A 22,385-nucleotide genomic window follows, 5' to 3' on the forward strand; every position below is an offset into this window, starting at 1 on the left:
TCTGCGTTGGTTATCGCGGGTGGCGACGGACGATCACGTCGCGGATCAAGACGATCGCCATCAAAGCGGCGGTACCGATCAGCCACAGGTCTTCGACCTTGCCACTGTGATTGCCGATGATCATCAGGAGCAGGAATGCCGTGAAGAACCATCCGGCGATACGGAAAGTCTTGAGGCTTTCACCACTCCACCCCCATGCGGCAGAGGGAACCTCGGCCTCATCGACATGTGAGACCACGACGGGGGCGCTGGACTTGACGTCCAACTGGGTATCGGCCACGGTCGATCCTCCTGCTCAATAGGTTGCACTACTGCTCAATATGGTGACATACGACCGACCGTCGTACGTAGTGGGGCGTCGATAAGGTTGTTCTCAGGTGTTATCAGCAACAATGGATGCGTGCAGGAAACCACACCCACCCGCGTCCTTCTCCTCGGCAGCACCGGCTCCATCGGTACACAGGCCTTGGAAGTCATCGCAGCCAACCCCGAACGGTTCGAGGTGGTCGGCTTGGCTGCGGGTGGCAACAACGTCGCGTTGTTGTCCGAGCAGATCAGGGCAACCGGGGTGACTGAGGTTGCGGTGGCGAACCCGGACGCCGCCGCTGCGCTCAATGGCGTGACTGCTCGATCCGGGCCGTCCGCCGCGGCGGAACTGGTTCGCGCAAGTGGAGCCGACGTCGTCCTCAATGCGCTGGTGGGATCGCTGGGTCTGGAGCCGACACTGGCAGCACTCGAGTCCTGTGCGCGATTGGCGCTGGCCAACAAGGAATCGCTCGTTGCGGGTGGTGCACTGGTCACGAAGGCCGCCGCACCCGGTCAGATCGTTCCGGTGGACTCCGAACACTCGGCATTGGCGCAGTGCCTCCGTGGAGGCGCCGCGGGCGAAGTGTCGCGCTTGATTCTCACTGCGTCCGGTGGTCCGTTCCGTGGGTGGAGCGCCGACGCTCTCGAATCTGTGACACCCGAACAAGCCGGTGCCCATCCCACGTGGTCGATGGGCCCGATGAACACACTCAACTCGGCGACGTTGGTGAACAAGGGGCTCGAACTGATCGAGACCAATCTTCTGTTCGGGATCGACTACGACCGCATCGACGTCACTGTCCATCCGCAGTCGATCGTGCATTCGATGGTGACGTTCTTCGACGGCTCTACCTTGGCGCAGGCCAGCCCGCCGGACATGAAACTCCCCATCGCGCTCGCCCTGGGGTGGCCCGATCGGATTGCCGGCGCGGCATCGGCGTGCGATTTCACGAAGGCATCCACGTGGGAGTTCGAACCCCTCGACGAGACGGTCTTTCCGGCAGTCGCGTTGGCCCGTAGCGCCGGCAAGGCGGGCGGCTGCTTCACTGCCATCTACAACGCTGCCAACGAAGTTGCCGCGCAGGCATTTCTCGACGGCGTCATCACGTTCCCGACAATTGTCCGGACAGTGTCCGCAGTTCTCGACGACGCGTCGGAGTGGTCGGCAGAACCGACTACGGTAGACGACGTTCTGGCCGCAGACGGCTGGGCACGCACACGCGCGCGTCAGCTCGTGAAGCAGGAGGGCTAGAGCTTCCATGGTTTTTGCATTGGGCGTCATCCTGTTCGCCCTCGGAATCGGCGTGTCCATCGCCCTGCACGAAGCCGGCCACATGTGGACGGCAAAGGCGCTGGGCATGAAGGTCCGCCGCTACTACATCGGCTTCGGTCCCAAGATCTTCTCCTTCCGCCGGGGTGAAACGGAGTACGGCCTCAAGGCCTTGCCTCTCGGCGGTTTCTGCGACATCGCCGGAATGACGGCGCTCGACGAGATGACCCCCGAAGAAGAACCGCACGCCATGTACAAGAAAGCGGCGTGGAAGCGCGTCGTTGTCATGTCCGGCGGCATCGCGATGAACTTCATTCTCGGTTTCGCGATTCTCTACGGGTTGGCCCTGGGCTGGGGTCTGCCAGATCGCAACGGCTCCACGCAAGCCCTGGTGGGCAACCTCTCCTGTGTAGCGCCGACCCAGGCGGAGGACGGTTCACTCGCGCAATGTGTCGGCGAAGGTCCCGCGCAACAAGCAGGGCTTCAGCCCGGAGACATCGTCACCGCCGTCGACGGTCACCCGACAACGACGTCAGCGGAGGTTGTGGCGCTTGTTCAACCTGTCACCGGAACGGCAGTGCTGTCGGTGGATCGCGACGGACAATCGCTGACCATCCCGGTTGAAGTCGAGCAAGCACAGCGCGTGGTCAAGGACCCGTCAACGGGTGAAAATCGTTCGGTGACGGTCGGTGCGATCGGAATGGGTCTCGGTACGGTCGGGCCCCCACCCCTCGAGTTCAACGCCTTCTCTGCTATTCCGGGCACCGCGATCTTCACCGGCGAAATTCTGGTCGATTCAGTGAAAGCCTTGGCGGATATTCCGTCGAAGGTCGGAGCACTGTGGGAGTCGATCACCGGAGGTGAGCGCGGGCTGGATACGCCGATCAGTGTGGTGGGAGCCAGCGTCATCGGCGGTGAGGCCGCCGAACGCGCTGCGTGGCCAACCTTTGTCCTGCTGCTCGCGTCGATCAACTTCTTCCTCGGCGTTTTCAACATCCTCCCGCTGCTGCCACTCGACGGTGGGCACATCGCCGTGGTCTTCTACGAGAAGATTCGCGACTGGTTCCGGGCCCGGCGCGGACTTATTGCCGGGGGACCGGTCGACTACACCAAGCTTCTCCCGATCACTTACGTCTTCATCGTGATCGGTGGCGCGTTCATGTTGCTGACACTCACAGCTGACATCGTCAATCCGATCAAGATTTTCTAAGGCGGTGTGATCAGCGCAATCGTTTCGAGGCGCTGGCACAGCCACGGCCCGGCTAAACTTGCAGTGAAGCTATGAAAGTAGGCACAGACGTGACCACCCCCATCGGTTTGGGAATGCCCTCCGCACCCGCAGCGATTCTCGCTCCGCGACGCAAGACCCGTCAGTTGAAGGTCGGCGACGTGGGTGTGGGTAGCGATTTCCCCATCTCGGTGCAGTCGATGTGCACCACGAAGACGCATGACATCAATGCGACGCTGCAGCAGATCGCCGAACTGACGGCTTCCGGTTGTGACATCGTGCGCGTTGCCTGTCCACGTCAGGAAGACGCGGACGCTCTCGCGACCATCGCGAAGAAGAGCCAGATTCCGGTCATCGCGGATATTCATTTCCAGCCGCGTTATATCTTTGCCGCCATCGACGCCGGATGCGCCGCTGTCCGCGTCAACCCCGGCAACATCAAGGAGTTCGACGGCCGCGTGAAAGAGGTGGCCAAGGCTGCCGGTGACGCGGGAATCCCGATTCGTATCGGCGTCAACGCAGGCTCGTTGGATCCCCGATTGATGGCGAAGTACGGCAAGGCCACTCCCGAAGCGCTGGTCGAATCCGCGCTGTGGGAGGCCGGACTGTTCGAGGAACACGGTTTCGGTGACATCAAGATCTCCGTCAAGCACAACGACCCCGTTGTGATGGTCGAGGCTTACCGTCAGCTCGCCGCAAAATGCGACTACCCACTGCATCTCGGTGTTACGGAAGCCGGTCCGGCATTCCAGGGAACCATCAAGTCCGCTGTGGCGTTCGGCGCTTTGCTGGCAGAAGGTATCGGCGACACCATTCGTGTGTCACTGTCCGCGCCGCCGGCTGAGGAAATCAAGGTCGGCAACCAGATCCTGCAGTCCTTGAATCTGCGTCCGCGCAAGCTCGAAATCGTGTCGTGCCCGTCCTGCGGGCGCGCCCAGGTCGATGTCTACACGTTGGCGGATCAGGTGTCTGCTGGTCTCGAAGGCATGGAGATCCCGTTGCGCGTGGCTGTGATGGGCTGCGTTGTCAACGGTCCAGGAGAAGCCCGCGAAGCCGATCTCGGAGTGGCGTCCGGCAATGGCAAGGGTCAGATTTTCGTGAAGGGTGAGGTCATCAAAACGGTGCCCGAAGCCATGATCGTCGAGACTCTCATCGAGGAGGCTATGAAGATCGCGGAAGCCATGGAAGGTGAATCTCCCGACGGCGCACCGGTTGTCACGGTGAGTTGACGAGCCCATGGATTCGGTGAGTTGATGAACCTGTCGGCAGTGTGAGTTGAGCGATAGCCGGATGAAACCTTCCCGCAAGTTCCCGGTTCGTGGCAATCTGGGTGCACAAGTCTGTACGGTGCGGGCGCACTGAGAGGGGAGGGGTCAATCAATGCTGAAACTCCTCGGAGCCAAGCCGGTCGGGGGCCGCGATCTCGACGACGTTCGTCGTGTCCTCGACGCCGACCCCATTGCGTCGTGCATGATCGCCTCGCGCGTCGAGGAATGCGGTGTTGATCCCCGCATGATCCACGGCGAACTGTGGAGCCGCGGCGGTCCGTCGTCGTCGTTGTGTTTTGCCGGCGCCAATCTTGTGCCCCTTCGCGGTGACATCGACAGCATCCGTGCGTTCGCGGATCGGGCGTGCCGGATTCCGCGGATGTGTTCGTCGGTGGTCGGCCGGGCCGAATTGGCCTTGCCGTTGTGGGAGATGCTCGAGTTGGATTGGGGGACCGCACGAGAGGTGCGGGCCGAGCAACCCTTGCTCGCGGTGTCCGAACCCCTTTCATGTTTGTCCGACCCGTTGGTCCGACAGGTCCGGCCCGACGAACTCGACATTTATCTGCCCGCCGCCGTTGCCATGTTCATCGAAGAAGTGGGCATCGATCCCCGGACGAACGACGGTGGACGTGGATACCGTCATCGTGTCGCGAGCCTGATCGCGTCGGGGCGGGCGTGGGCAAGAATCGACGACGGCCAGGTTGTTTTCAAGGCCGAGGTGGGTTCCGTGTCGTCACGGTGCGGTCAGATCCAAGGCGTGTGGGTCAATCCCGAATTCCGTGGTCGTGGATACGGAGTGACGGGGACGGCCGCAGTCGCCGAATCGATCATGGCAACCGGCAGGGTCGCGAGTCTGTACGTCAACAGCTTCAATACGGTGGCGCGGTCCACGTACGCGCGGGTCGGGTTCCGGCAGGTCGCAACATTTGCGACGGTTCTCCTCGATTGAGTCGTGCCTCCGCTGCCTCGAGTTTGTGTCGACTTAGTATGGGGTCCGATGAACACTCGGACTTTCGCGCGTAGCCGCTCCGCCCAAATCCTGGCGTCCTGCACTGCTGTTTTCCTGGCGGTGGGGGTTAGCTCGTGTACCCCGAAGCCGGCGGGGCCGGAACCTGTTGCTCAGCAGTTCTTGAGTGCCTTTGCGGACCGGGATATCGAGGAAGCAGCGGAGTTGACGGATCGACCCGATGCAGCCGGGGCTGTGTTGAGCGATACGTGGGACGAGTTACAGGCCGAGTCGATGTCAGCGGAGACCACCAAGGTCAAGATCGACGGTGATACCGCGACGGTCGGCTACACCTACGTGTGGCACCTACCGAAAGAGCGTGTGTGGACGTACGACGGTGAGATGCAGATGGGTCGAAAGGATGGGGGCTGGTCCGTCCGTTGGAGTTCCACCGATGTGCATCCGAAGCTTGGCGACAAGCAGACCATGTCGTTGCGGTCGAAACCGGCGCCACGGGCTCGCGTCAACGAACATTCGGGTACCGATGTTCTGGTTCCGGGAATCGTGTACCGGGTCAAGTTCGATCGCTCGAAGAGCGCCGACGTAGTCGGCGCGGCAAACGCCTTGGCCGCGACCTTGGCTCAGTTCGATTCCACGCTGTCGGGCCAGTCGATCGCAGAGTCGTCGACGGCGGTGAAGGGTGACTACCTGGTCACTCGTTTGCGTAGCGACGACTACGAGCGGGTAGCTGCGCAGTTGGCCGGGATTTCCGGGGTGAGCGTCACCGATGAATCGGATCTGGTGTCCACAGATCCGGAGTTCGCACCGGACCTGCTGGGGCAGATCAAGAAGACGATCATCGACGAGGTGGACGGCAAGGCCGGGTGGAGCGTGGTCACGGTCAACCAGAACGGCGTCGACACCGATATCTTGACGGAGACTGCGCCGCAACCGGTTCCGTCGTTCACCATCAGTCTCGACCGCAATATTCAGATCGCCGCGCAACGTGCCGTCAATGTGAATGCGGATCAGGCGATGATGGTGGTGATCGAGGCGTCCACCGGCGCGATCCTGGCGGTAGCCCAGAACAAGGCGGCGGACCGCGACGGTCCGGTCGCGACGACGGGCCTGTACCCGCCCGGTTCCACGTTCAAGATCGTGACTGCCGGTGCCGCAATTTCGGGTGGACAAGCGACACCGGAGACGATGGTGCCGTGCCCGGGTCGCATCGAGATCGGTGAGCGCAGTGTGCCGAACTACAACGAGTTCTCACTCGGGACGGTACCGATGGCAACGGCGTTCGCCCGTTCGTGCAACACAAGTTTCGCGAAGCTGGCCAGTGAGATGGAACCCGATGCCTTGACCACTGCGGCAGCGCAGTTCGGTATCGGCCCGGATTACAAGGTCGTGGGATTGCCGACCGATTCCGGTTCGGTCCCGCCCGCGCCTGACCTGGTGCAGCGCACCGAGGACGGCTTCGGGCAGGGCTTGGTGGTCGTGAGTCCGTTCGGTATGGCATTGGCTGCAGCGACGGTGGCCCACGGGTCTACGCCGGTGCCGCAACTGATTTCGGGTCGGGAAACCGTCATCGACGGTGATCGCACACCCATCAGTCCAGAGATGGTCGACGGGTTGCGCGGCATGATGCGCTTGGTGGTGACGAGCGGTACGGCTGAGCGCGTCGAGGATCAGGGTGAGGTGTTCGGCAAGACCGGTGAGGCCGAGGTCGACGGTGGCTCGCATGCATGGTTCGTCGGATATCGGGGTGACTTGGCTTTTGCGACTTTGGTTGTGCGCGGCGGAAGTTCGGACAATGCCGTCGGCGTAACGCGGGACATGTTCACAGCCCTCCCGGAAGGGTACTGACGTCAGCGTTCTGCGAGATGCTCCGGGTCGATCTCGGGTCCGCTTCGTCCGGATCGCTTGTTCACGGCATAGGTGACGAGCCAGAGAACTGCTCCGATCCCGAGGAGAATCCCGGCGATCTGGTATTGGACGACGGGGCGGTCGGCGATGGGTGTGACCAGTAGGCCGGAGGTGATGGCTCCGATAATTGGAAAGATTGTCGGAACCCGGAAGTGCTTGTGTTCCACGGGATGTCTGCGCAGCACCAGAACTGCGATGTTGACGATCGTGAAGACGCACAGCAGCAGTAGTGCGGTGGTTCCGCCCAGTTCCGGAACCTCGCCGACAAAGGTGATCAACCCGAATGCGACAAGCGTGGTGAAGATGATGGCGACATAGGGTGTCCGCCGGGTGCGGTGGACTTTGCCGAACGCCGACGGGAGTATGCCTTCACGACTGATTCCGTACAGGAGTCGCGATGCCATCAGCATGTTGATCAGTGCCGTGTTTGCGACGGCGAACATCGTGATGAACGCGAAGATTCCAATGGGGAATCCGGGTGCCCCCGCCTGGACCACTTTGAGGAGTGGGGTGTCACCTTCGCCGAGTTCGCTCGGGGTTACCAAAGCAATTGCGGTGATGGAGACCAAGATGTAGATGATTCCGGTGATCACCAATCCGGTGAGGAGAACTTTCGGGAAGATCCGGGTCGGTTCCTTGCATTCCTCGGCCATGTTCACCGAGTCCTCGAAACCGACCATCGCGAAGAACGCGAGCGCGGTGCCGGCGATCACCGCGGAGAGGGCGCTGCGATCGCCGGTGTCGAATGTGGTGACCCGCGAGAAATCGCCGTCACCGACGCCGAGTGCCCACATGCCGATCATGATGATGATCAACAGTCCGGACAATTCGATGCAGGTCAGAACTACGTTTGTCTTGACGCTTTCGCTGACGCCCCGGAAGTTGACGATCGCGACTACGCCAATGAAGGCGATTCCCAGCAGCGTGATACCGATTCCGGTGGTGAAGTCGAGGTCGAAGGCCTCGACAAAATTGGCTGCGAATGCCCGAGAGGCGGTGGACGCCGACGTGATCCCGGAGCACATGACGGCAAAGGCGACCATGTACGTCAGAAAGTGGATGCCGAACGCTTTGTGTGTATACAGTGCTGCGCCTGCGGCTTTGGGATATTTGGTCACCAGTTCGAGGTAGCTGAACGCGGTGATCATCGCGATCACGAACGCGACGAGGAATGGTACCCAGACTGCGCCGCCTACTTGATTCGCGACCTTCCCGGTCAGTGCGTAGATTCCGGTACCCAGAATGTCTCCGACGATGAACAGGAGAAGTAGGCCTGGGCCCATGACGCGTTTGAGGCTCGGTTGTTCCGAGGATTGCCTGTTGTCCGTGGTTTCCGACATCAGCGTCACCCTTCATCACGAGCGCTCTCGGCGATCTCTACGGCAGTATGCCCAATCGTCGTGCCGTCACCACTGCTTCGTGGCGCGAGCTTGCGTCGAGCTTGCCCATTGCGCTTCTCAGGTAGCTCTTGACGGTTTCCGCGCTGACTGAGAGACGCTGTGCTGCTTCGATGTTGGTACATCCCAGGGCGACCTGGGAGAGGACGTCGATTTCGCGTGGCGTCAGGGTCACGGCCGATGCCATGTCGCGGTCGGCGGGGCGCAGGATCGATGCGAGACGTTGTGAGAGTCCGCGGAGTTTGATCTGCAGATCGGTATCCGTGACGCTGTTGGCGACACTGCGCAGTTCGGCGTGCACGTCGCGGATCTCTTCAGTGGACATGCCGTCGGTGCTTACGGCCGACGCGGCTTGCAGGAGCTGGAGGCGGCGGTCGACTTCGTCGCGGATCGCGAATTCCATACCCAGTCGACGGGAGGCAGACACCATGACGTCGCCGGCGCGGTCGCCGAGTGGGGCGCTCTCACGGATTGCGGCATAGAGCACTGCCCGAGATTTGCCGGCAACCATGACCGGAACGGCGATGATGGAGTGCAATCCCTCGCTCAACACCGGTCGATCGAAGTGATGAGTGATGGACTGGGAGTTGCCGTAGTCGTGAACCAGGATCGGTGCCCGCTGCGCGACGGCGCGGCCACCCATTCCGGAGCGCGGCGGGATGGCGAGGCCCTTGAGGTTGTTGGTGCGTGTGCCGACAAACTCGGTCAGGTGCAGGGTCTCGCCTTGGACCTCGCCGCCGAACAGCACGGGAACAACGCCCTGAGCGGCGATCGAACGGAGTTCGCTCCGCATGGCGTCCCCGTCTCGGGGGCGTAGAAGTGACGATGAACTTCGGGTCACGCCGCACCCCTTTCCGGGGGTAGTGAAGTTTCCTTGTGAGCTAGATCATAAGTGGTGGACACTGCGTATGACGAGTCGGTGATCAAACCCGCCGACCCACAATACGACCATGACAAAGGAGCATGTTGATGAGCACCGATCCCACGGCGCGGGTGCGTGAGCTTTTGGATCAGTACGACACCCCCGAGGCCAGCGCCGCAGAACTGCTGTGCGACCGGCACCCCGCGGACGGCGTTGCCTTCACCGTTGTCGAGGCAGACCTTAGCTCAGTGGACCTCACCTACGGGTACCTACGTGAGCAGTCCGCTCGGTTTGCCGCGGCGCTGTCGGACCTCGGAGTCGAACCGGGTGACCACGTCGCGACGCTCATGGGCAAGTCCGCTGATCTGGTGGTCGCGTTGCTCGGTATCTGGCGCCGCGGCGCAGTTCACGTGCCGTTGTTCACGGCGTTTGCTGCTCCGGCGATTGCGTTCCGGCTGACGGCCAGCGGCGCGAAGGTCGTTATTTCCGACGCGAATCAGCTGGAGAAGCTGGCACCGGGTGAAGACATCCCCGCCGACGCCTCGTGGCGGATCATCGTCGCGGGTGGCGCTGTCGGCGACGAGTTGGACTTCGGCACCCTGGTCGCGGCGCAGGACGCCGAGGATCCGAAGGGCGCTGCTCAGGCTGTCGGGGGCAACGGCCCGATGGTGCAGTTGTTCACCAGTGGCACCACCGGAACGCCGAAGGGTGTGCCGGTTCCCGTGCGTGCGCTGGCGTCGTTCCACGCGTATCAGGAGTTCGGTCTCGACGTCCGCGCCGACGACGTGTTCTGGAACGCCGCTGATCCGGGCTGGGCGTACGGTCTGTACTACGCGTTGCTCGGACCGCTGGCCGCAGGTAGTCGAAGCCTGCTGCTGCACGCCGGTTTCTCGGCGCCGTTGACGTGGCAGATCATCGAGAAGTTCGGTGTCACCAATTTTGCGGCCGCTCCGACGGTGTACCGCAGTCTGCGCGCTGACAAAACACCCGTCCCCGCTGGCATCTCCTTGCGACGCGCGTCGTCCGCAGGTGAGCCGTTGACGCCGGATGTTGTTGCCTGGTCCAAGAACTCGCTGGGTGTCGAGGTTCGTGATCACTACGGGCAGACCGAGCACGGCATGTTCATCGTCAACGCGTGGGCCGACGGTCTGCGTGAGGACGTACGCCCCGGCTCCATGGGTCTGCCGTTGCCGGGTTGGTCCACCGCTGTGCTGGAAGACAATTCCGACGACATTGCTCCGGCCGGGACACCGGGCCGGGTGGCGATCGATACCCACAACAGTCCGCTCATGTGGTTCACCGGGTACGTCGACGCGCCGGAGAAGACGAAGCAGCGTTTCACCGAAGACGGACGCTGGTACATCACCGGCGACGCGGGCATGACGGACGAGGACGGCTTCTACTTCTTCTCCTCGCGTGACGACGACGTCATCATCATGGCGGGCTACCGCATCGGCCCCTTCGACGTGGAAAGCGTGCTGGTCATGCACGAGCACGTCATCGAGGCTGCCGTTGTGGGTATGCCGGACGAGTTGCGCGGCGAGGTTCTCGAGGCGTTTGTCGTTCTGCGCGAAGGCGTCGAGGGTGACGACGATTTGGAGAAGGAACTGCAGACCCTGGTGAAGAAGAAGTTTGCCGCTCACGCCTACCCGCGTACGGTGCACTTCGTTCCGAGCTTGCCCAAGACTCCGAGTGGCAAGGTTCAGCGGTACATCTTGCGTAAGGGGTAATCCCGCTGTGCGCCTTTGTTGACCGCGGGCGGTTGACAAAGGCGCACAGCAGGTTTCAGAGTCCGAGTTGGTCGGCAGTTTGTTCGGCCAGGGCGGGGCCGAGCGTCATTCCGCGCCCGCCGGGGCCGGCAACCACCCAGACGTTGTCTGCGGCTTGCGCGCGGTGAACCAGTTGCGTGGGATCGAGGCATTGGCTGTACACGCCGGCCCAACGCTTGACGATCGGTGGAAGATCGCGTCCGAGAAGGGTTTCCACGACGCCGGACAGGTGTCGATAGGGCGCCTCGTCCACGTCGAAGTCGAAGGGCTCCTCGTACTCGTGGGTGTCGCCGATCGTGAGCCCGCCGTGCAGGCGCTGGACGCACAGAAGTTGCATGCGGTGCTGTTCGGCAGTCGGCTCCTGAGGTTGGACTTTGTGGAGGCGCTCCAGTGCGGGGCCCGCAAAGCCGGGGTAGTAGCGGAAGCTGTCTCCGTCGGCGATTGCGGTGGTGAACTTTTCGCCGAGCGGCGCTGTTTGCATCATCTGCAGTCGTACTCGGCGAAGGGGTAGGTCTCCGGCCAGGTCGCGGGCCAATCCGCCCAATGTGGCTCCGGGGCAGACGATTACCAGATCTGCGTCGTAGCTGCGTCCGTGGTCGTCGCGAACATGAACTCCGGATTCGGTGGGGGTGATCTCGCGGGCTTCGGTGCCGGCGTGGAATGTGTACCGTCCGGTGGCGGCGAGATAGCCGCGGATCGCCGGGAGTGCTTGGCGCGATTCAACGGCCGCGTCGAGGGTGCAGTGCAATCCGCCGAGGAACTTTCCCTGGAGGGCGGGATTGATCGTGCGAACTGCGTCGGCGTCGAGAAGCGAAAAGCCGCGGTGCTCTGCATCTTCTCGGGCAAACGCCTCTTCGGCTACCGCAACTTCTTCCTCCGTGCGCATCAGTGTGATGGACCCGGCCGCGCGGTATCCGATTCCGGGGACGCGAACGGCTAGATCAGCCCATAGTTCGCGTGATCGGAGAGCGGCCTCGAGTTCGTGAGGTGCGCGCCCCGATACCCAGACCAATCCGAAGTTCCGGACCGTTGCACCACGAGCCTCAGGTTCACGTTCGAGATGAATGACGTCGTGTCCGCGGCGGATTGCCTCGTCGGCGTGCGTCGTTCCGAGTATCCCGCCACCGACAATCAAAATTTGCATGAAGAGATCATGACCTTTGGTCTAGACCAACAAGGATCATCGAAACGAACGTCAGGTTAACGGTTGGTATAGACCAAGGGTGCGGAAACCGGAGGTCGAGGGCGATCCCATGAATTGACAACACTTACGGGAAATTCATGGGTATCTCGGCAAGAAGTGCGGTACCGCTTCCGACTCGCGAAATGATCTCCAACTGGCCACCGAGGGCCTCGACGCGATCTTTGATTCCAGTGAGGCCGGACCCTTTGGCGGGGTCGGCTCCTCCGGTCCCGTCGTCGCGGACCGAGAGTTCGAGGTGTGCGCCGGCGGTTCTGGCCTGCAGGTGCACCCCCGACGCGCGGGCATGCTTGGCTGCATTTGTCAGGGCTTCCGCTGCGACGTAGTAAGCCGCTACTTCCGTGGATTCAGGCACTCGCGGTTCTAGGTGCAGATCCAGATCGACGGGAATCGCGGAACGGCGTGCAAGGGCTTTCAGTGCCGGGCCGAGTCCTCCCTTCGACCGTATTGCGGGATAAATTCCGCGTGAGATTTCTCGGAGATCGGCGGAGACATCGTTGAGTCCTGTCGCGATGTCGGAGATCCGTTCCTTGAGGGCGGCCGGTTCGGAATCCGCCGACGCTTCGGCGGACCGGAGTGCGAGCCCGAGCGAGACGAGGCGCTGTTGTGCGCCGTCGTGTAGATCGCGTTCGAGTTTGTGCCGCGCGTCGTCGGCAGCCGCGACGATCCGGGCGCGCGACGCGGTGAGTTGTGTGTGGGCTTGGGCGTTGGCGATTGCGGTTGCCAACAGATCGGTGAAGTCACCGACACGGGCTTCGGCGTCTGGCGGTAGGGGATCGGATTCGGTAGAACCGACTACCGCCGAGCCCCACAAGTTGCCGTCGACGACGATCGGCACGCCGACCTCCGATTTGTGCGCCGAGTCGATCCTGGCGGCGTGGCCGGAACGGAAGACTCGTGACGCAATACTTTCGCCGTCGACGGGGTGGGGTGCGCCCCGCGCAGACTCGCGGACCGGTTCCGAATCGGAGGCGAACACCGTGGACATACCGTCAGGAGTGAAGCGATACAGACCGGTCGATCGGTCGCCGAATATGCGGGTCAATTCCGCTGCCACGGAAGCACATACGTCCGACGGGGAAGCGCCGTGCGCAATCAGGGTCGCAACGCGTCGAAGTGCGGCTTGTTGCTCTGCAAGTGCCCTGAGTTCCGCATGGCTCGCTTCGATCATATGTTGGGCCACGCGGCGCTCTGTCACGTCGCGGCCGGCTGCGTAGAGCGAATCGCGCGCCGGCACGGTGTTCCATTCGATCCATCTCGCGGAGCCGTCTTTGCAGATGAGTCGTGATTCGAATTGCGCGACTGGAAGACCTCGGGCCAGATCGGCGAGAGCCTGGATGGTTCGTGGTCTGTCGGCGGGATGGACGAGATCCAGGAAGGGGCGCTCCAGCATTTCCTGTGACGTATATCCGAGTGCCTTCTCGAACGCAGGGTTGACGCGCTTGCAGAAACCGTCGATGCCGCCGATGCAGAGCAGGTCGGACGAGAGGTCGAAGAACGTCTCCAGATCGCCCACGCCGACTGTCGATGTGTGATCGCTCGATTCGCGATCGCGACTCGCGCGCAGCAACCCCTTCAGGCGGCCCAACAATCCGGCCGTCCTACCTGGAGTGATTTTCGTCCGAAAAATCGCCATGAGTAACCCGTTGGCGACAAACGTTGCCGCCGCTATCCCGCCCAGCACTGACGAGGCGTTGGTTTCCTGCCTCAGTCTACGGCGGTGGCAGGGGACTAAGCCATCGCGCGTGAACAGCTCGAGCAGTCAGTGCGCTTGGAGACTCGAGCAGTCAGTGCGCCTGGAGACTCGAGCAGTCAGTGCGCCTCGAGGTAGGTCACAACAGCGAGCACTCGGCGGTGGTTTTCACCGGTCTCGGTGAGTTCCAGTTTGGTGAGAATGCTCCGGACGTGTTTCTCGACGGTGCCCGGAGTAACACACAGCCTGTGGGCGATCCCCACATTAGAACGACCTTCAGCCATCAATGCCAGCACTTCCCGTTCGCGCGCACTGAGAGCGGCGAGTGGGTCGTTTCGTCGGCGAGCCGTCACCAACTCCCGAACCAAAGCAGGGTCGATAACAGCCGCGCCCTTGGCAATTCGCTGGAGGGTCTCGACAAAATCGTCCACGTCGGTGATGCGGCTCTTGAGCAGATAGCCAATACCCTGACCGCTTGCGAGCAATTCCATTGCCCGCTCGACGTCGGCATGCGCCGACAGGACCAGAATGCCGGTTTCCGGGAGTTCATCGCGGATCACCTTGGCTGCGTCGAGTCCCTCGGTTGTATGAGTCGGCGGCATTCGGATGTCGACCACTACGAGATCGGGTGACGTTTCCCGGACCGAATCCAGCAATTGCGCTGCGTCGCCGGCCTGACCCACAACGTCGACGCCCGAGCGGGTGAGCAAGCTCGCGAGACCTTCGCGGAGTAGGACGTCGTCCTCGGCCAGCACCACCCGGACTGTGCTTCGGCCGTTGCTGTCTCTATCTCGATGTGGTGCAACAAAATTGAAATCTGTCATCGTCGGCTCCGAGACTCCCGGTCCATGACTGGGTGTTTACCCAAACGTCGCCGGGCCGATCAACTTCGAGCCTACCGAGTTGCGGTCTGCAGGTATATGCGTGGCTGGCGACGTTGCCGATTGCGGTTCGGTGGTGGCATTGAAGGTAGCGGGAATGGCCGCGGTGGGGGCAGTCGGTAGCGCAGATGGGCGTCAGCGGTGACGACATCGGTACGTGTGCCGACGATTCTGGGAGTCAGAAGTAATTTCGGGAGGCAACATGACCACATCGCAAGGAGCACCTGTGCCGTCAGCGCACTATCGACAGGCGTGACGGTCGTGGTCGGACGATTGGTCTCTCGTGATCGCGACGTTCTTCCTCAGGAGGCACAGTTTCGTTATCGACAAGCGGAGCCTCGCCAGTGATAAGGATTGCGACAATGACGAATCGAATGGCGTATCAACGGACTGTAGGCACCAGATCAAACATAGAATTCCTCAATATCTTGGATGAGGAAGAATTCGATAATCCGGATCGGACTATGGGAATTCTTCGAAACTGGGCACGCCGGTATCTGACTGAACCACACCAGGATCTGGGGCGAGCAGGTCCAGTGTGCCCGTTTACCGGTCCATCGCTGGAACGACGCCTTTTCTGGGCAGGAATCGTCCGCGGTGACGACATAGATTGTTCTTTGATGACCAAGATCGCGCAGGACATGGCCGACATTTTTCCGGAACTGAGTCCGAGTGACGGGAAAGATGCAATATTCAAGGCGATTCTGGCGATATTTCCGGACCTGACCGATTTCTCGATCATCGACGCAGTTCAATCGTATGGAAAGTCCACCTTCATCAACAAAGGCCTCATGCTGGGGCAATTTTATCCAGGGTGTACCAGACCCGGTTTATGGAACGACGATTTCAAACCGCTGGATGCGCCGCTTCCGATGCTGGCGGTGAGGCACATGGTCAGCACGGACTACCCGTTCCTGACCGAACGTGCCGAATGGATGGCTGCATATTTGAAGCGATTTGCGCCGACTGTTCCGCCGCCTGCTCGCGCGTACATCGTCTCGAAACTGGAGTCTTAACTCGACGCGCTGGAGTGCGAACAATCGGCAGGAGTGCACCGTGAATGAATTGCACGATCAAGTTGCTGCGGCGGTCGAAGAATTCCAGCTCCCTGTCGTCGTCCATGACCACTCCACTTTCGAGCTGCCTGTTTTATCGCCGAAAGATGTGTCGAGGACACTCGGGATTCCGTTGGGGCGGATAACAAAATCGATCCTGTTGCAACAACAGTCCGGAACCCGTTTTGTCCTCGCGGTGTGCCCGATCGATCGGCGGATCGACATGGCGTCGATTTCCCGTCATCTGGGGCTGGGTCGGCTGGAAGTGGCGGGTGAGGAGAGCGTCTCGAAGAAATGTGGATATCGACGTCTCGGAGTGTCACCGCTCGGATTGCCGCGCGACATTGTGGTTGTCATCGACGCATCGCTGATGGCCCACTCATCGGTCGTGGTCGGCGGCGGGAACGTCGGCATCGAGGTCGAGCTGAGTCCGTGGGATCTTGCCGAAGCGTGCGATGGACAGGATGTGGAGATAACTGATGGATGAGATTCGACTCAGTAGCAACGACACCCGCGTTCCCGAATCGAACGCGGATCCGGAACTTACTCCCGCCGATTCACCCTCAGATCCGTTTCCACTGTCGTCTGCTCAGTACGGTGTGTGGCTGGCGCAGCAACTCGTCCCGGAATTGCCGTATTGCATCGCCGAATACGTCGAGTTCCACGGAGAACTTGATCTTGCGCTGTTCCGTTCGGTGGCGGTGACCGCCGGACGAGAGGTCCAGTGGGCGTTTCTCCGGCTGATCGAGGTCGACGGCGAGCCACGTCAGATTCTTGATCCCAGTCAGGACAAGGAACTGGGATTTGTCGACCTTCGTGGTGAGCGCGATCCGGTCGCGGCAGCACAAGCCTGGATGCGCGACGAATACACAACGCCGACGGATCCCATGCGTGAGCGTCTGATCGCGTCCTCGCTCCTGCAAGTAGGAGATGCTCATTACCTCTGGTACGGCCGGGCTCACCATGTCGCGCTCGACGCCTATGCCGCGGTGACGATGGTCAATCGGATGGGCGTGATCTACTCAGCCGCTGTGGAGGGCCGTGAACCGCCACCTAACCCGACAGCAGATCTGCGCACCTTGTACGAACTCGACTGCGCATACCGTGCTTCAACCCGCTTCGAGTCCGATCGCGCCTACTGGACCGAGCGGTTGGCGGGCATGGCGGAAGGCTCGAGTCTCGCCGAGCGGTATGCGATTCCGGTCGCCACCGACACGCTGGTGGCGTCGACGTTGGGAGAGAATACTGTTGCGCGTCTGATGGATTCGGAAAAGCGCGGGAGCGGAACGTCGGCGGCCACCATCATTGCCGGGTTTGCCTGCTACCTCTCGCGGATGACGGGGCAAACCGATGTCTGCGTGCAGATCCCGGTTTCCGGCCGGACAACCGCAGTGCTCCGCCGATCAGGCGGAATGCTCGTCAACATCGTTCCGCTGCGGATTGACATCCGCCCCGACGACACAGTTGGCGAGCTGGTCGATCGCGTCCGCCTGGAGTTGACCGGTGCTCTGCGGCATCAGCGTGGCAATCTCGAAGAAATCGCCCGTGGTTTGAGTGCCGGTGCGCGGCGTTCCATGGCCACCGGGCCAATAGTCAACGTGATGCTGTTCCGTCAGGAGATCAACTTCGGATCGGTGCGCGGTGACTTCCACGTGCTGACTTCAGGTCCGATCGAAGATCTGCTGGTGAATATCTATCAAAGTGGGACTCCAGTAAAGACATTCGTCGAGTTCCGGGGAAATCAGGGTCGCTATACGGAAGACGAGTTGCAATGCCATCATCGCGGCTGCGCCGCAGTCATCGAGGAGTTCGCCGCGGCCGGGCCGGCGACACCGATCTCCACAATCCATGCTGCCAGTGCGGTGGTGGGCAAGCACCGGATGGAATCAGCGCAGCACCTGGACTATTGGCGGCGCACCCTGGCCGGTCTACCGGCGCGGCTGGACCTACCGACGGATCGGCGTCGCTCGACCGAGCGGCCCCCGTTGTCGGACTTGCGGCAGGTCGAGCTGGGTGCCGATGTGCATCGCCACCTTGAATCCCTTGCCCACGAGCATGGTTCGACCGTATATGCGGTGATGCACGCAGGTTTGGTTGTCCTGCTGGCGCGCCTGACCGCAGCCGACGATATCGCGGTGGGAGCGCCGGTTCGCAGGCGTGATGAGACGGCCGACCCAGTCGTCGACGCGGTTGTCCTGCGGACCTCGGTGGATCCGGACATGTCCTTTGCTGACCTGGTGGATCAGGCAGCCCGATGCGAGCGTGATGCATTCGCTCATGGCCAGGTGGCAGTGGAGCGGGTCGCGGAGGCGCTAGGTTCGACCCTCTTCCACGTGATGCTGGGCGTCCGTGGCAGTGAGCCGACCACGACGGCGGATGTGGCTCTCACCGCACCCGACGCCTGGTACCCGTCACGGAACTGCGACCTGAACATCATAGTAGGCGAAAGGTTTACCGATTCCGGTCGACCTTCGGGCATACAGGTGGATCTCGGTTTTGCCGCCGACCTGTACGACCCGGAAACAGTCGATGCCCTCGCCGAGCGTCTGGTGGGTGTGCTCGAGTGTGGCGTCGCGAATCCTGGGGTTCGGATCCACGAGATTGATTTGCTGCTGCCGTCAGAGCGCGAACACCTGACACCGGTACGGGGCGGGGCCGCACTGCCACCACGGAGTTTGCCGCTGATTTTTTCAGAGGCTGTCGCTGCTGATCCAACCGCGATTGCGCTTGCGGACGGCGATTGCACACTGACGTACGAAGAGCTGGATCGCCGATCGAATCGCCTGGCCCACTATCTGATCGGCCGTGAGATAGGTCCCGAGTCGGTGGTGGCTATCGGACTGCCGCGGTCGATCGACTCGGTGATGGCGCTATTGGCCGTGACGAAGAGCGGCGCGGCGTTTGTTCCAGTGGATCCGGGATACCCGTCGGCCCGACTCGAACACATGCTCGTCGATTCCGGGGCGGTACTCGGTCTGGCGAACACCAGCTGTGCCCGAAAACTGCCTCAGACGGTGCCGTGGCTGGTGCTCGACGACCAGGACACCGCTGCCGAGATCGTGGGTTCCTCCGCTGCGCCGGTGGCCGACGCGGAACGGACAGCGGCTCTGGACATCGACCACCCGGCATACGTGATCTACACATCCGGGTCGACCGGGATTCCGAAAGGGGTGGTGGTGCCGCACCGAGGGTTGTTCGATCTGATGACGGAGCAGTGCACACGATTCGAGACGGGGCCGCGCGCGCGTGTGTTGCACTGTGCGTCTCCGAGTTTCGACGCGTCGGTGTTCGAATTGATGTGGGCCTTGGGGTCGTGCGCCCGATTGGTGATCACGCCGCCAACCACGTACGGCGGTGACGAACTCACGGCGCTGCTCGATCGTGAGAAGGTCACTCATGCCGTCCTCACACCATCCGCGCTGGCATCGCTGGACCCCGCGGGGCGAACCTCGCTGGAGTGCCTTGTTGTTGCCGGGGAGGCCTGTTCACCGGAATTGGCGGGGCGGTGGTCGCCCGGCCGGTTGATGTTCGATGCCTACGGCCCGACGGAGTCGACAGTCATGGCAAATGTCGGGGCGATCGAGACGGGTAGTGAGCTACTGACATTGGGAGGTCCGATCCGCGGTCTCGCCGAAGCAGTCCTCGACGATCGGCTGCGGCCGGTGCCGGTCGGAGTGGTCGGGGAGCTGTATGTGGGCGGCGTCGGCGTGGCGCGCGGCTATCGGAACCGGACGGGAACAACAGCGTCGAGGTTTGTTGCCGATCCGTTCGGACCTCCGGGGCGCCGTATGTATCGCACCGGGGACATAGTGCGATGGCGCCGTGATCAGGAGGGAAGTCTGACAATCGAGTACTTGGGCCGCAACGATTTTCAGGTGAAGATCCGCGGTTTCCGGATAGAACTCGGCGAGATCGACGCGGCATTGACCGAACATCCGAGTGTGACATTTGCGGTCACACTCGGACGCGCCGAATCCACTGGAAACACCACCCTGGCATCGTATGTGCTTCCCGCCGATGGCAACACCGTCGACCCGACTCAATTGCGAACCCACGTCCGGGGATTGCTGCCCGACTACATGGTGCCGGCAACAATCACGGTGCTCGACGCTATCCCTCTGACCCCGGTCGGCAAGCTCGATCGCGGCGCCCTGCCCGAACCCGATGTCGGGACGTCACATACCGAGTTCCGGCAGCCGCGAACCCCGATCGAAGAGACCATTGCCGGTGTTTTCGGCGAGGTGCTGGGCGTCGAGCACCTCGGCGCCGATGCACACTTCTTCGACCTCGGCGGCAATTCCCTGAGCGCGACCAAAGCTGTGGCGCGGATCAATTCAGCGCTGAATGAGGGAGTGGGTGTACGGGACCTGTTCGACGCACCTACCGTGATTGCGCTCGCAGACTGGATCGAGCGCACCGACGGACGAACTTCCGCGGGACCTGCTTTGAGGGCAGGTGTGCGACCCGAGAGAGTGCCGGTGTCCCTCGCCCAGCATCGCATGTGGCTGGTCAATCAATTGGACACGTCGTCGCCCGCGTACAACATTCCCATCGCGCTCCGCCTGACCGGAGAACTGGATACCGACGCCTTCCGGGCGGCGCTGACAGACGTCGTCGAGCGTCACGACACTCTTCGCACGGTGTACCCCGGATCGTCGGACGGTCCCCACCAGGTGGTTGTTCCGGCAGCGCACGTGCTGCCGGATTTCAGTCCGGTGGAGGTGGCGAGTGAGAGCGAATTGCTCGGGCGCATCGAGCGGCTTGCATCGTCCGGCTTTGATGTCACCGACGAAGTTCCGGTACGGATAGCGTTGTTCAGGCTCGACCCGGAGCAGCATGTGCTGGTGATTGTGGTGCACCACATCGCGGCGGACGGTTCCTCGATGCCGCCACTGGCCCGCGATGTGATGACCGCGTACACCGCGCGTGCAAACCGGCGAATCCCCGACTGGGTGCCGCTTCCCGTGACCTATGCCGATTACACCCTGTGGCAGCGCCGCGTGCACGGCGTCGAATCCGATCCGAGTTCGCTTGCCGGCGAGGAGCTCACGTACTGGCAACAGGCACTGTCCGGGTTACCGGCCGTCCTGCCGTTGCCGACGGATCGAGCCCGCCCGACATGGCGCCAGATGCGAGGAAGCGCAGTGCACTTCGAGATCGGTGCGCAGTTGCATCGCGCGCTGCAACTGCTTGCGCGCAAGCATGATTCCACGATATTCATGACCATGCATGCGGCGCTTGCCGTCCTTCTCAGCCGGTTGACTGGGACCGGCGACATTGCGGTGGGTACTCCGGTAGCCGGGCGTGGTGAGGCTGCACTCGACAATTTGGTGGGCATGTTCGTCAACACCGTGGTGCTGCGGACGGCAGTAACATCCGGGTCGTCTTTCGAGGAGGTGCTGGCGAAAGCTCGGGAAAGCGATCTGGGGGCGTTCGCGCATGCACAGACCCCGTTCGAGCAAGTGGTCGAGGCAATCGATCCAGTCCGCTCGACGGCACACTCACCGTTGTTTCAAGTGATGCTCGAGTTCAGGAATGCCGCGTTGCCGGAACTGGTGCTTCCGGATTTGACCGTCGAACTTCTCGACGTCGACGTCGAGGTCGCCCGGTACGACCTGCACTTGAGCCTCGCCGAGGAATTCGATCCCAGCGACGGTTCTCCCGCCGGGATGTCTGCGTCCTTCGGCTTTGCCGTCGACATTCTCGACCGAGATACCGTGCAGGGCTTCGCGGATCGTTTTGTCCGCATCCTCGAGGACATCGTGTCTGCGCCGTCAACCCGAGTGGGGGATATGCGACTCCTTTCGCCGGCGGAATGTGGTGAGTTGGTTCCGGTGTCGGGTGTTTCGAGTGGTCGGGTGGTGGTGTTGCCGGACTGTTTGTCGGCTGCGGGGGATCGGAATTCGCTGGCGGTGGTGTGTGGTGATGAGCGTGTGTCGGGTGGGGAGTTGGAGGTTCGGTCGAATCGGTTGGCGCGGTTGTTGATCGGTCGGGGTGTTGGTTCTGGGTCGTGTGTTGCGGTGGCGTTGTCGCGGTCGGTGTTGTCGGTGGTGGTGTTGTGTGCGGTGGCGAAGTCGGGGGCGGCGTTTGTTGCGGTTGATCCGGAGTATCCGGCCTCCAGGGTCGAGTACATGCTCACCGATTCTATGGTGACGGTGGGGATGACGAATTCGGATTGGCGCGATCGGTTACCTGGATTTGTGGACTGGGTGGTGCTCGACGATCCCGTGATCGAGGGTGAGTTGTCCACGCTGTCGGGTGCTGCTGTGACGGATGCGGATCGGGGTGGAGTGCTGTTTCCGGATGGGGCGGCGTATGTGGTGTATACGTCGGGTTCGACGGGGGTGCCGAAGGGTGTGGTGGTTTCGCATCGGGGTTTGGCGAATTTGGTTGCCGATCAGTGTGTTCGGTTCGGTTTAGACGCCAACTCAGTAGTGTTGCACGGCGCGTCGCCGAGTTTTGATGCTGCGGTGCTCGAGCAGCTGTGGGCGTTGGGTTCTGGTGGCCGGTTGGTGGTGGCTCCGCCGGAGGTGTTCGGAGGTGATGATCTTCGGGAGTTGTTGGTGCGGGAGGGGGTGACTCA

General features: G+C 62.0%; 15 protein-coding genes. 9 read left to right on the top strand and 6 right to left on the bottom strand.

What is annotated here, in order from left to right:
* Positions 1-10: 10 nt before the first annotated feature.
* Positions 11-280: a DUF2631 domain-containing protein gene (locus V2B23_RS24090; RefSeq protein WP_033236516.1), complete on the bottom strand. Its 270-nt coding sequence runs from the start codon at positions 278-280 to the stop codon at positions 11-13.
* 120 nt (positions 281-400) lie between these two features.
* Between V2B23_RS24090 and dxr the strand changes: the two genes are divergently transcribed.
* From dxr to V2B23_RS24115, 5 genes are all read left to right on the top strand, one after another.
* Positions 401-1,558, top strand: coding sequence for a 1-deoxy-D-xylulose-5-phosphate reductoisomerase (gene dxr / locus V2B23_RS24095; protein ID WP_430952586.1), 1,158 nt, complete (start codon positions 401-403; stop codon positions 1,556-1,558).
* A gap of 7 nt (positions 1,559-1,565) precedes the next feature.
* The gene (locus V2B23_RS24100; RefSeq protein WP_430952587.1) at positions 1,566-2,786 is read left to right on the top strand and encodes a M50 family metallopeptidase; all 1,221 of its coding nucleotides are present in this window, start codon (positions 1,566-1,568) and stop codon (positions 2,784-2,786) included.
* A gap of 89 nt (positions 2,787-2,875) precedes the next feature.
* Positions 2,876-4,033, top strand: coding sequence for a flavodoxin-dependent (E)-4-hydroxy-3-methylbut-2-enyl-diphosphate synthase (gene ispG, locus V2B23_RS24105; protein ID WP_430952620.1), 1,158 nt, complete (start codon positions 2,876-2,878; stop codon positions 4,031-4,033).
* A 151-nt stretch (positions 4,034-4,184) separates the two neighbouring features.
* Positions 4,185-5,021, top strand: coding sequence for a GNAT family N-acetyltransferase (locus V2B23_RS24110; RefSeq protein WP_430952588.1), 837 nt, complete (start codon positions 4,185-4,187; stop codon positions 5,019-5,021).
* A 48-nt stretch (positions 5,022-5,069) separates the two neighbouring features.
* Positions 5,070-6,884 (top strand): penicillin-binding transpeptidase domain-containing protein, encoded by a 1,815-nt coding sequence (locus V2B23_RS24115; RefSeq protein ID WP_430952589.1) that lies wholly within the window; start codon positions 5,070-5,072, stop codon positions 6,882-6,884.
* A gap of 2 nt (positions 6,885-6,886) precedes the next feature.
* On the opposite strand, the gene V2B23_RS24120 is transcribed toward V2B23_RS24115, so the two are convergent.
* Both V2B23_RS24120 and V2B23_RS24125 read right to left on the bottom strand, forming a co-directional pair.
* Complete coding sequence (locus tag V2B23_RS24120) at positions 6,887-8,284, bottom strand: APC family permease (RefSeq protein ID WP_430952590.1); 1,398 nt, start codon at positions 8,282-8,284, stop codon at positions 6,887-6,889.
* Between the two features lie 37 nt (positions 8,285-8,321).
* On the bottom strand, positions 8,322-9,134 hold the full coding sequence (locus V2B23_RS24125) for a LuxR C-terminal-related transcriptional regulator (protein ID WP_430952591.1): 813 nt from the start codon (positions 9,132-9,134) through the stop codon (positions 8,322-8,324).
* Positions 9,135-9,310: 176 nt separating this feature from the next.
* Here V2B23_RS24125 and V2B23_RS24130 point away from each other — a divergent pair, with 176 nt between their 5' ends.
* Positions 9,311-10,933: an AMP-binding protein gene (locus V2B23_RS24130; RefSeq protein ID WP_430952592.1), complete on the top strand. Its 1,623-nt coding sequence runs from the start codon at positions 9,311-9,313 to the stop codon at positions 10,931-10,933.
* A 55-nt stretch (positions 10,934-10,988) separates the two neighbouring features.
* Here V2B23_RS24130 and V2B23_RS24135 read toward each other — a convergent pair whose 3' ends face one another.
* The 3 genes from V2B23_RS24135 to V2B23_RS24145 all read right to left on the bottom strand — a co-directional run bounded on the left by V2B23_RS24135 (position 10,989) and on the right by V2B23_RS24145 (position 14,690).
* Complete coding sequence (locus V2B23_RS24135) at positions 10,989-12,116, bottom strand: TIGR03364 family FAD-dependent oxidoreductase (RefSeq protein WP_430952593.1); 1,128 nt, start codon at positions 12,114-12,116, stop codon at positions 10,989-10,991.
* A gap of 124 nt (positions 12,117-12,240) precedes the next feature.
* Positions 12,241-13,689, bottom strand: a complete 1,449-nt coding sequence (locus tag V2B23_RS24140) for a sensor histidine kinase (protein ID WP_430952594.1) — start codon at positions 13,687-13,689, stop codon at positions 12,241-12,243.
* A gap of 296 nt (positions 13,690-13,985) precedes the next feature.
* On the bottom strand, positions 13,986-14,690 hold the full coding sequence (locus tag V2B23_RS24145) for a response regulator (RefSeq protein WP_430952595.1): 705 nt from the start codon (positions 14,688-14,690) through the stop codon (positions 13,986-13,988).
* Positions 14,691-15,211: 521 nt separating this feature from the next.
* Here V2B23_RS24145 and V2B23_RS24150 point away from each other — a divergent pair.
* From V2B23_RS24150 to V2B23_RS24160, 3 genes are all read left to right on the top strand, one after another.
* Positions 15,212-15,763 (top strand): DUF6875 domain-containing protein, encoded by a 552-nt coding sequence (locus tag V2B23_RS24150; protein WP_430952621.1) that lies wholly within the window; start codon positions 15,212-15,214, stop codon positions 15,761-15,763.
* A 40-nt stretch (positions 15,764-15,803) separates the two neighbouring features.
* Positions 15,804-16,289: an aminoacyl-tRNA deacylase gene (locus tag V2B23_RS24155; RefSeq protein ID WP_430952596.1), complete on the top strand. Its 486-nt coding sequence runs from the start codon at positions 15,804-15,806 to the stop codon at positions 16,287-16,289.
* On the top strand, positions 16,282-22,385 hold a 6,104-nt coding region (locus V2B23_RS24160), incomplete at its 3' end, for an amino acid adenylation domain-containing protein (RefSeq protein ID WP_430952597.1). The genes V2B23_RS24155 and V2B23_RS24160, both read left to right, overlap by 8 nt.

It is taken from the genome of Rhodococcus sp. 24CO (genome assembly GCF_050586165.1).
Lineage (GTDB): Bacteria > Actinomycetota > Actinomycetes > Mycobacteriales > Mycobacteriaceae > Rhodococcus_F.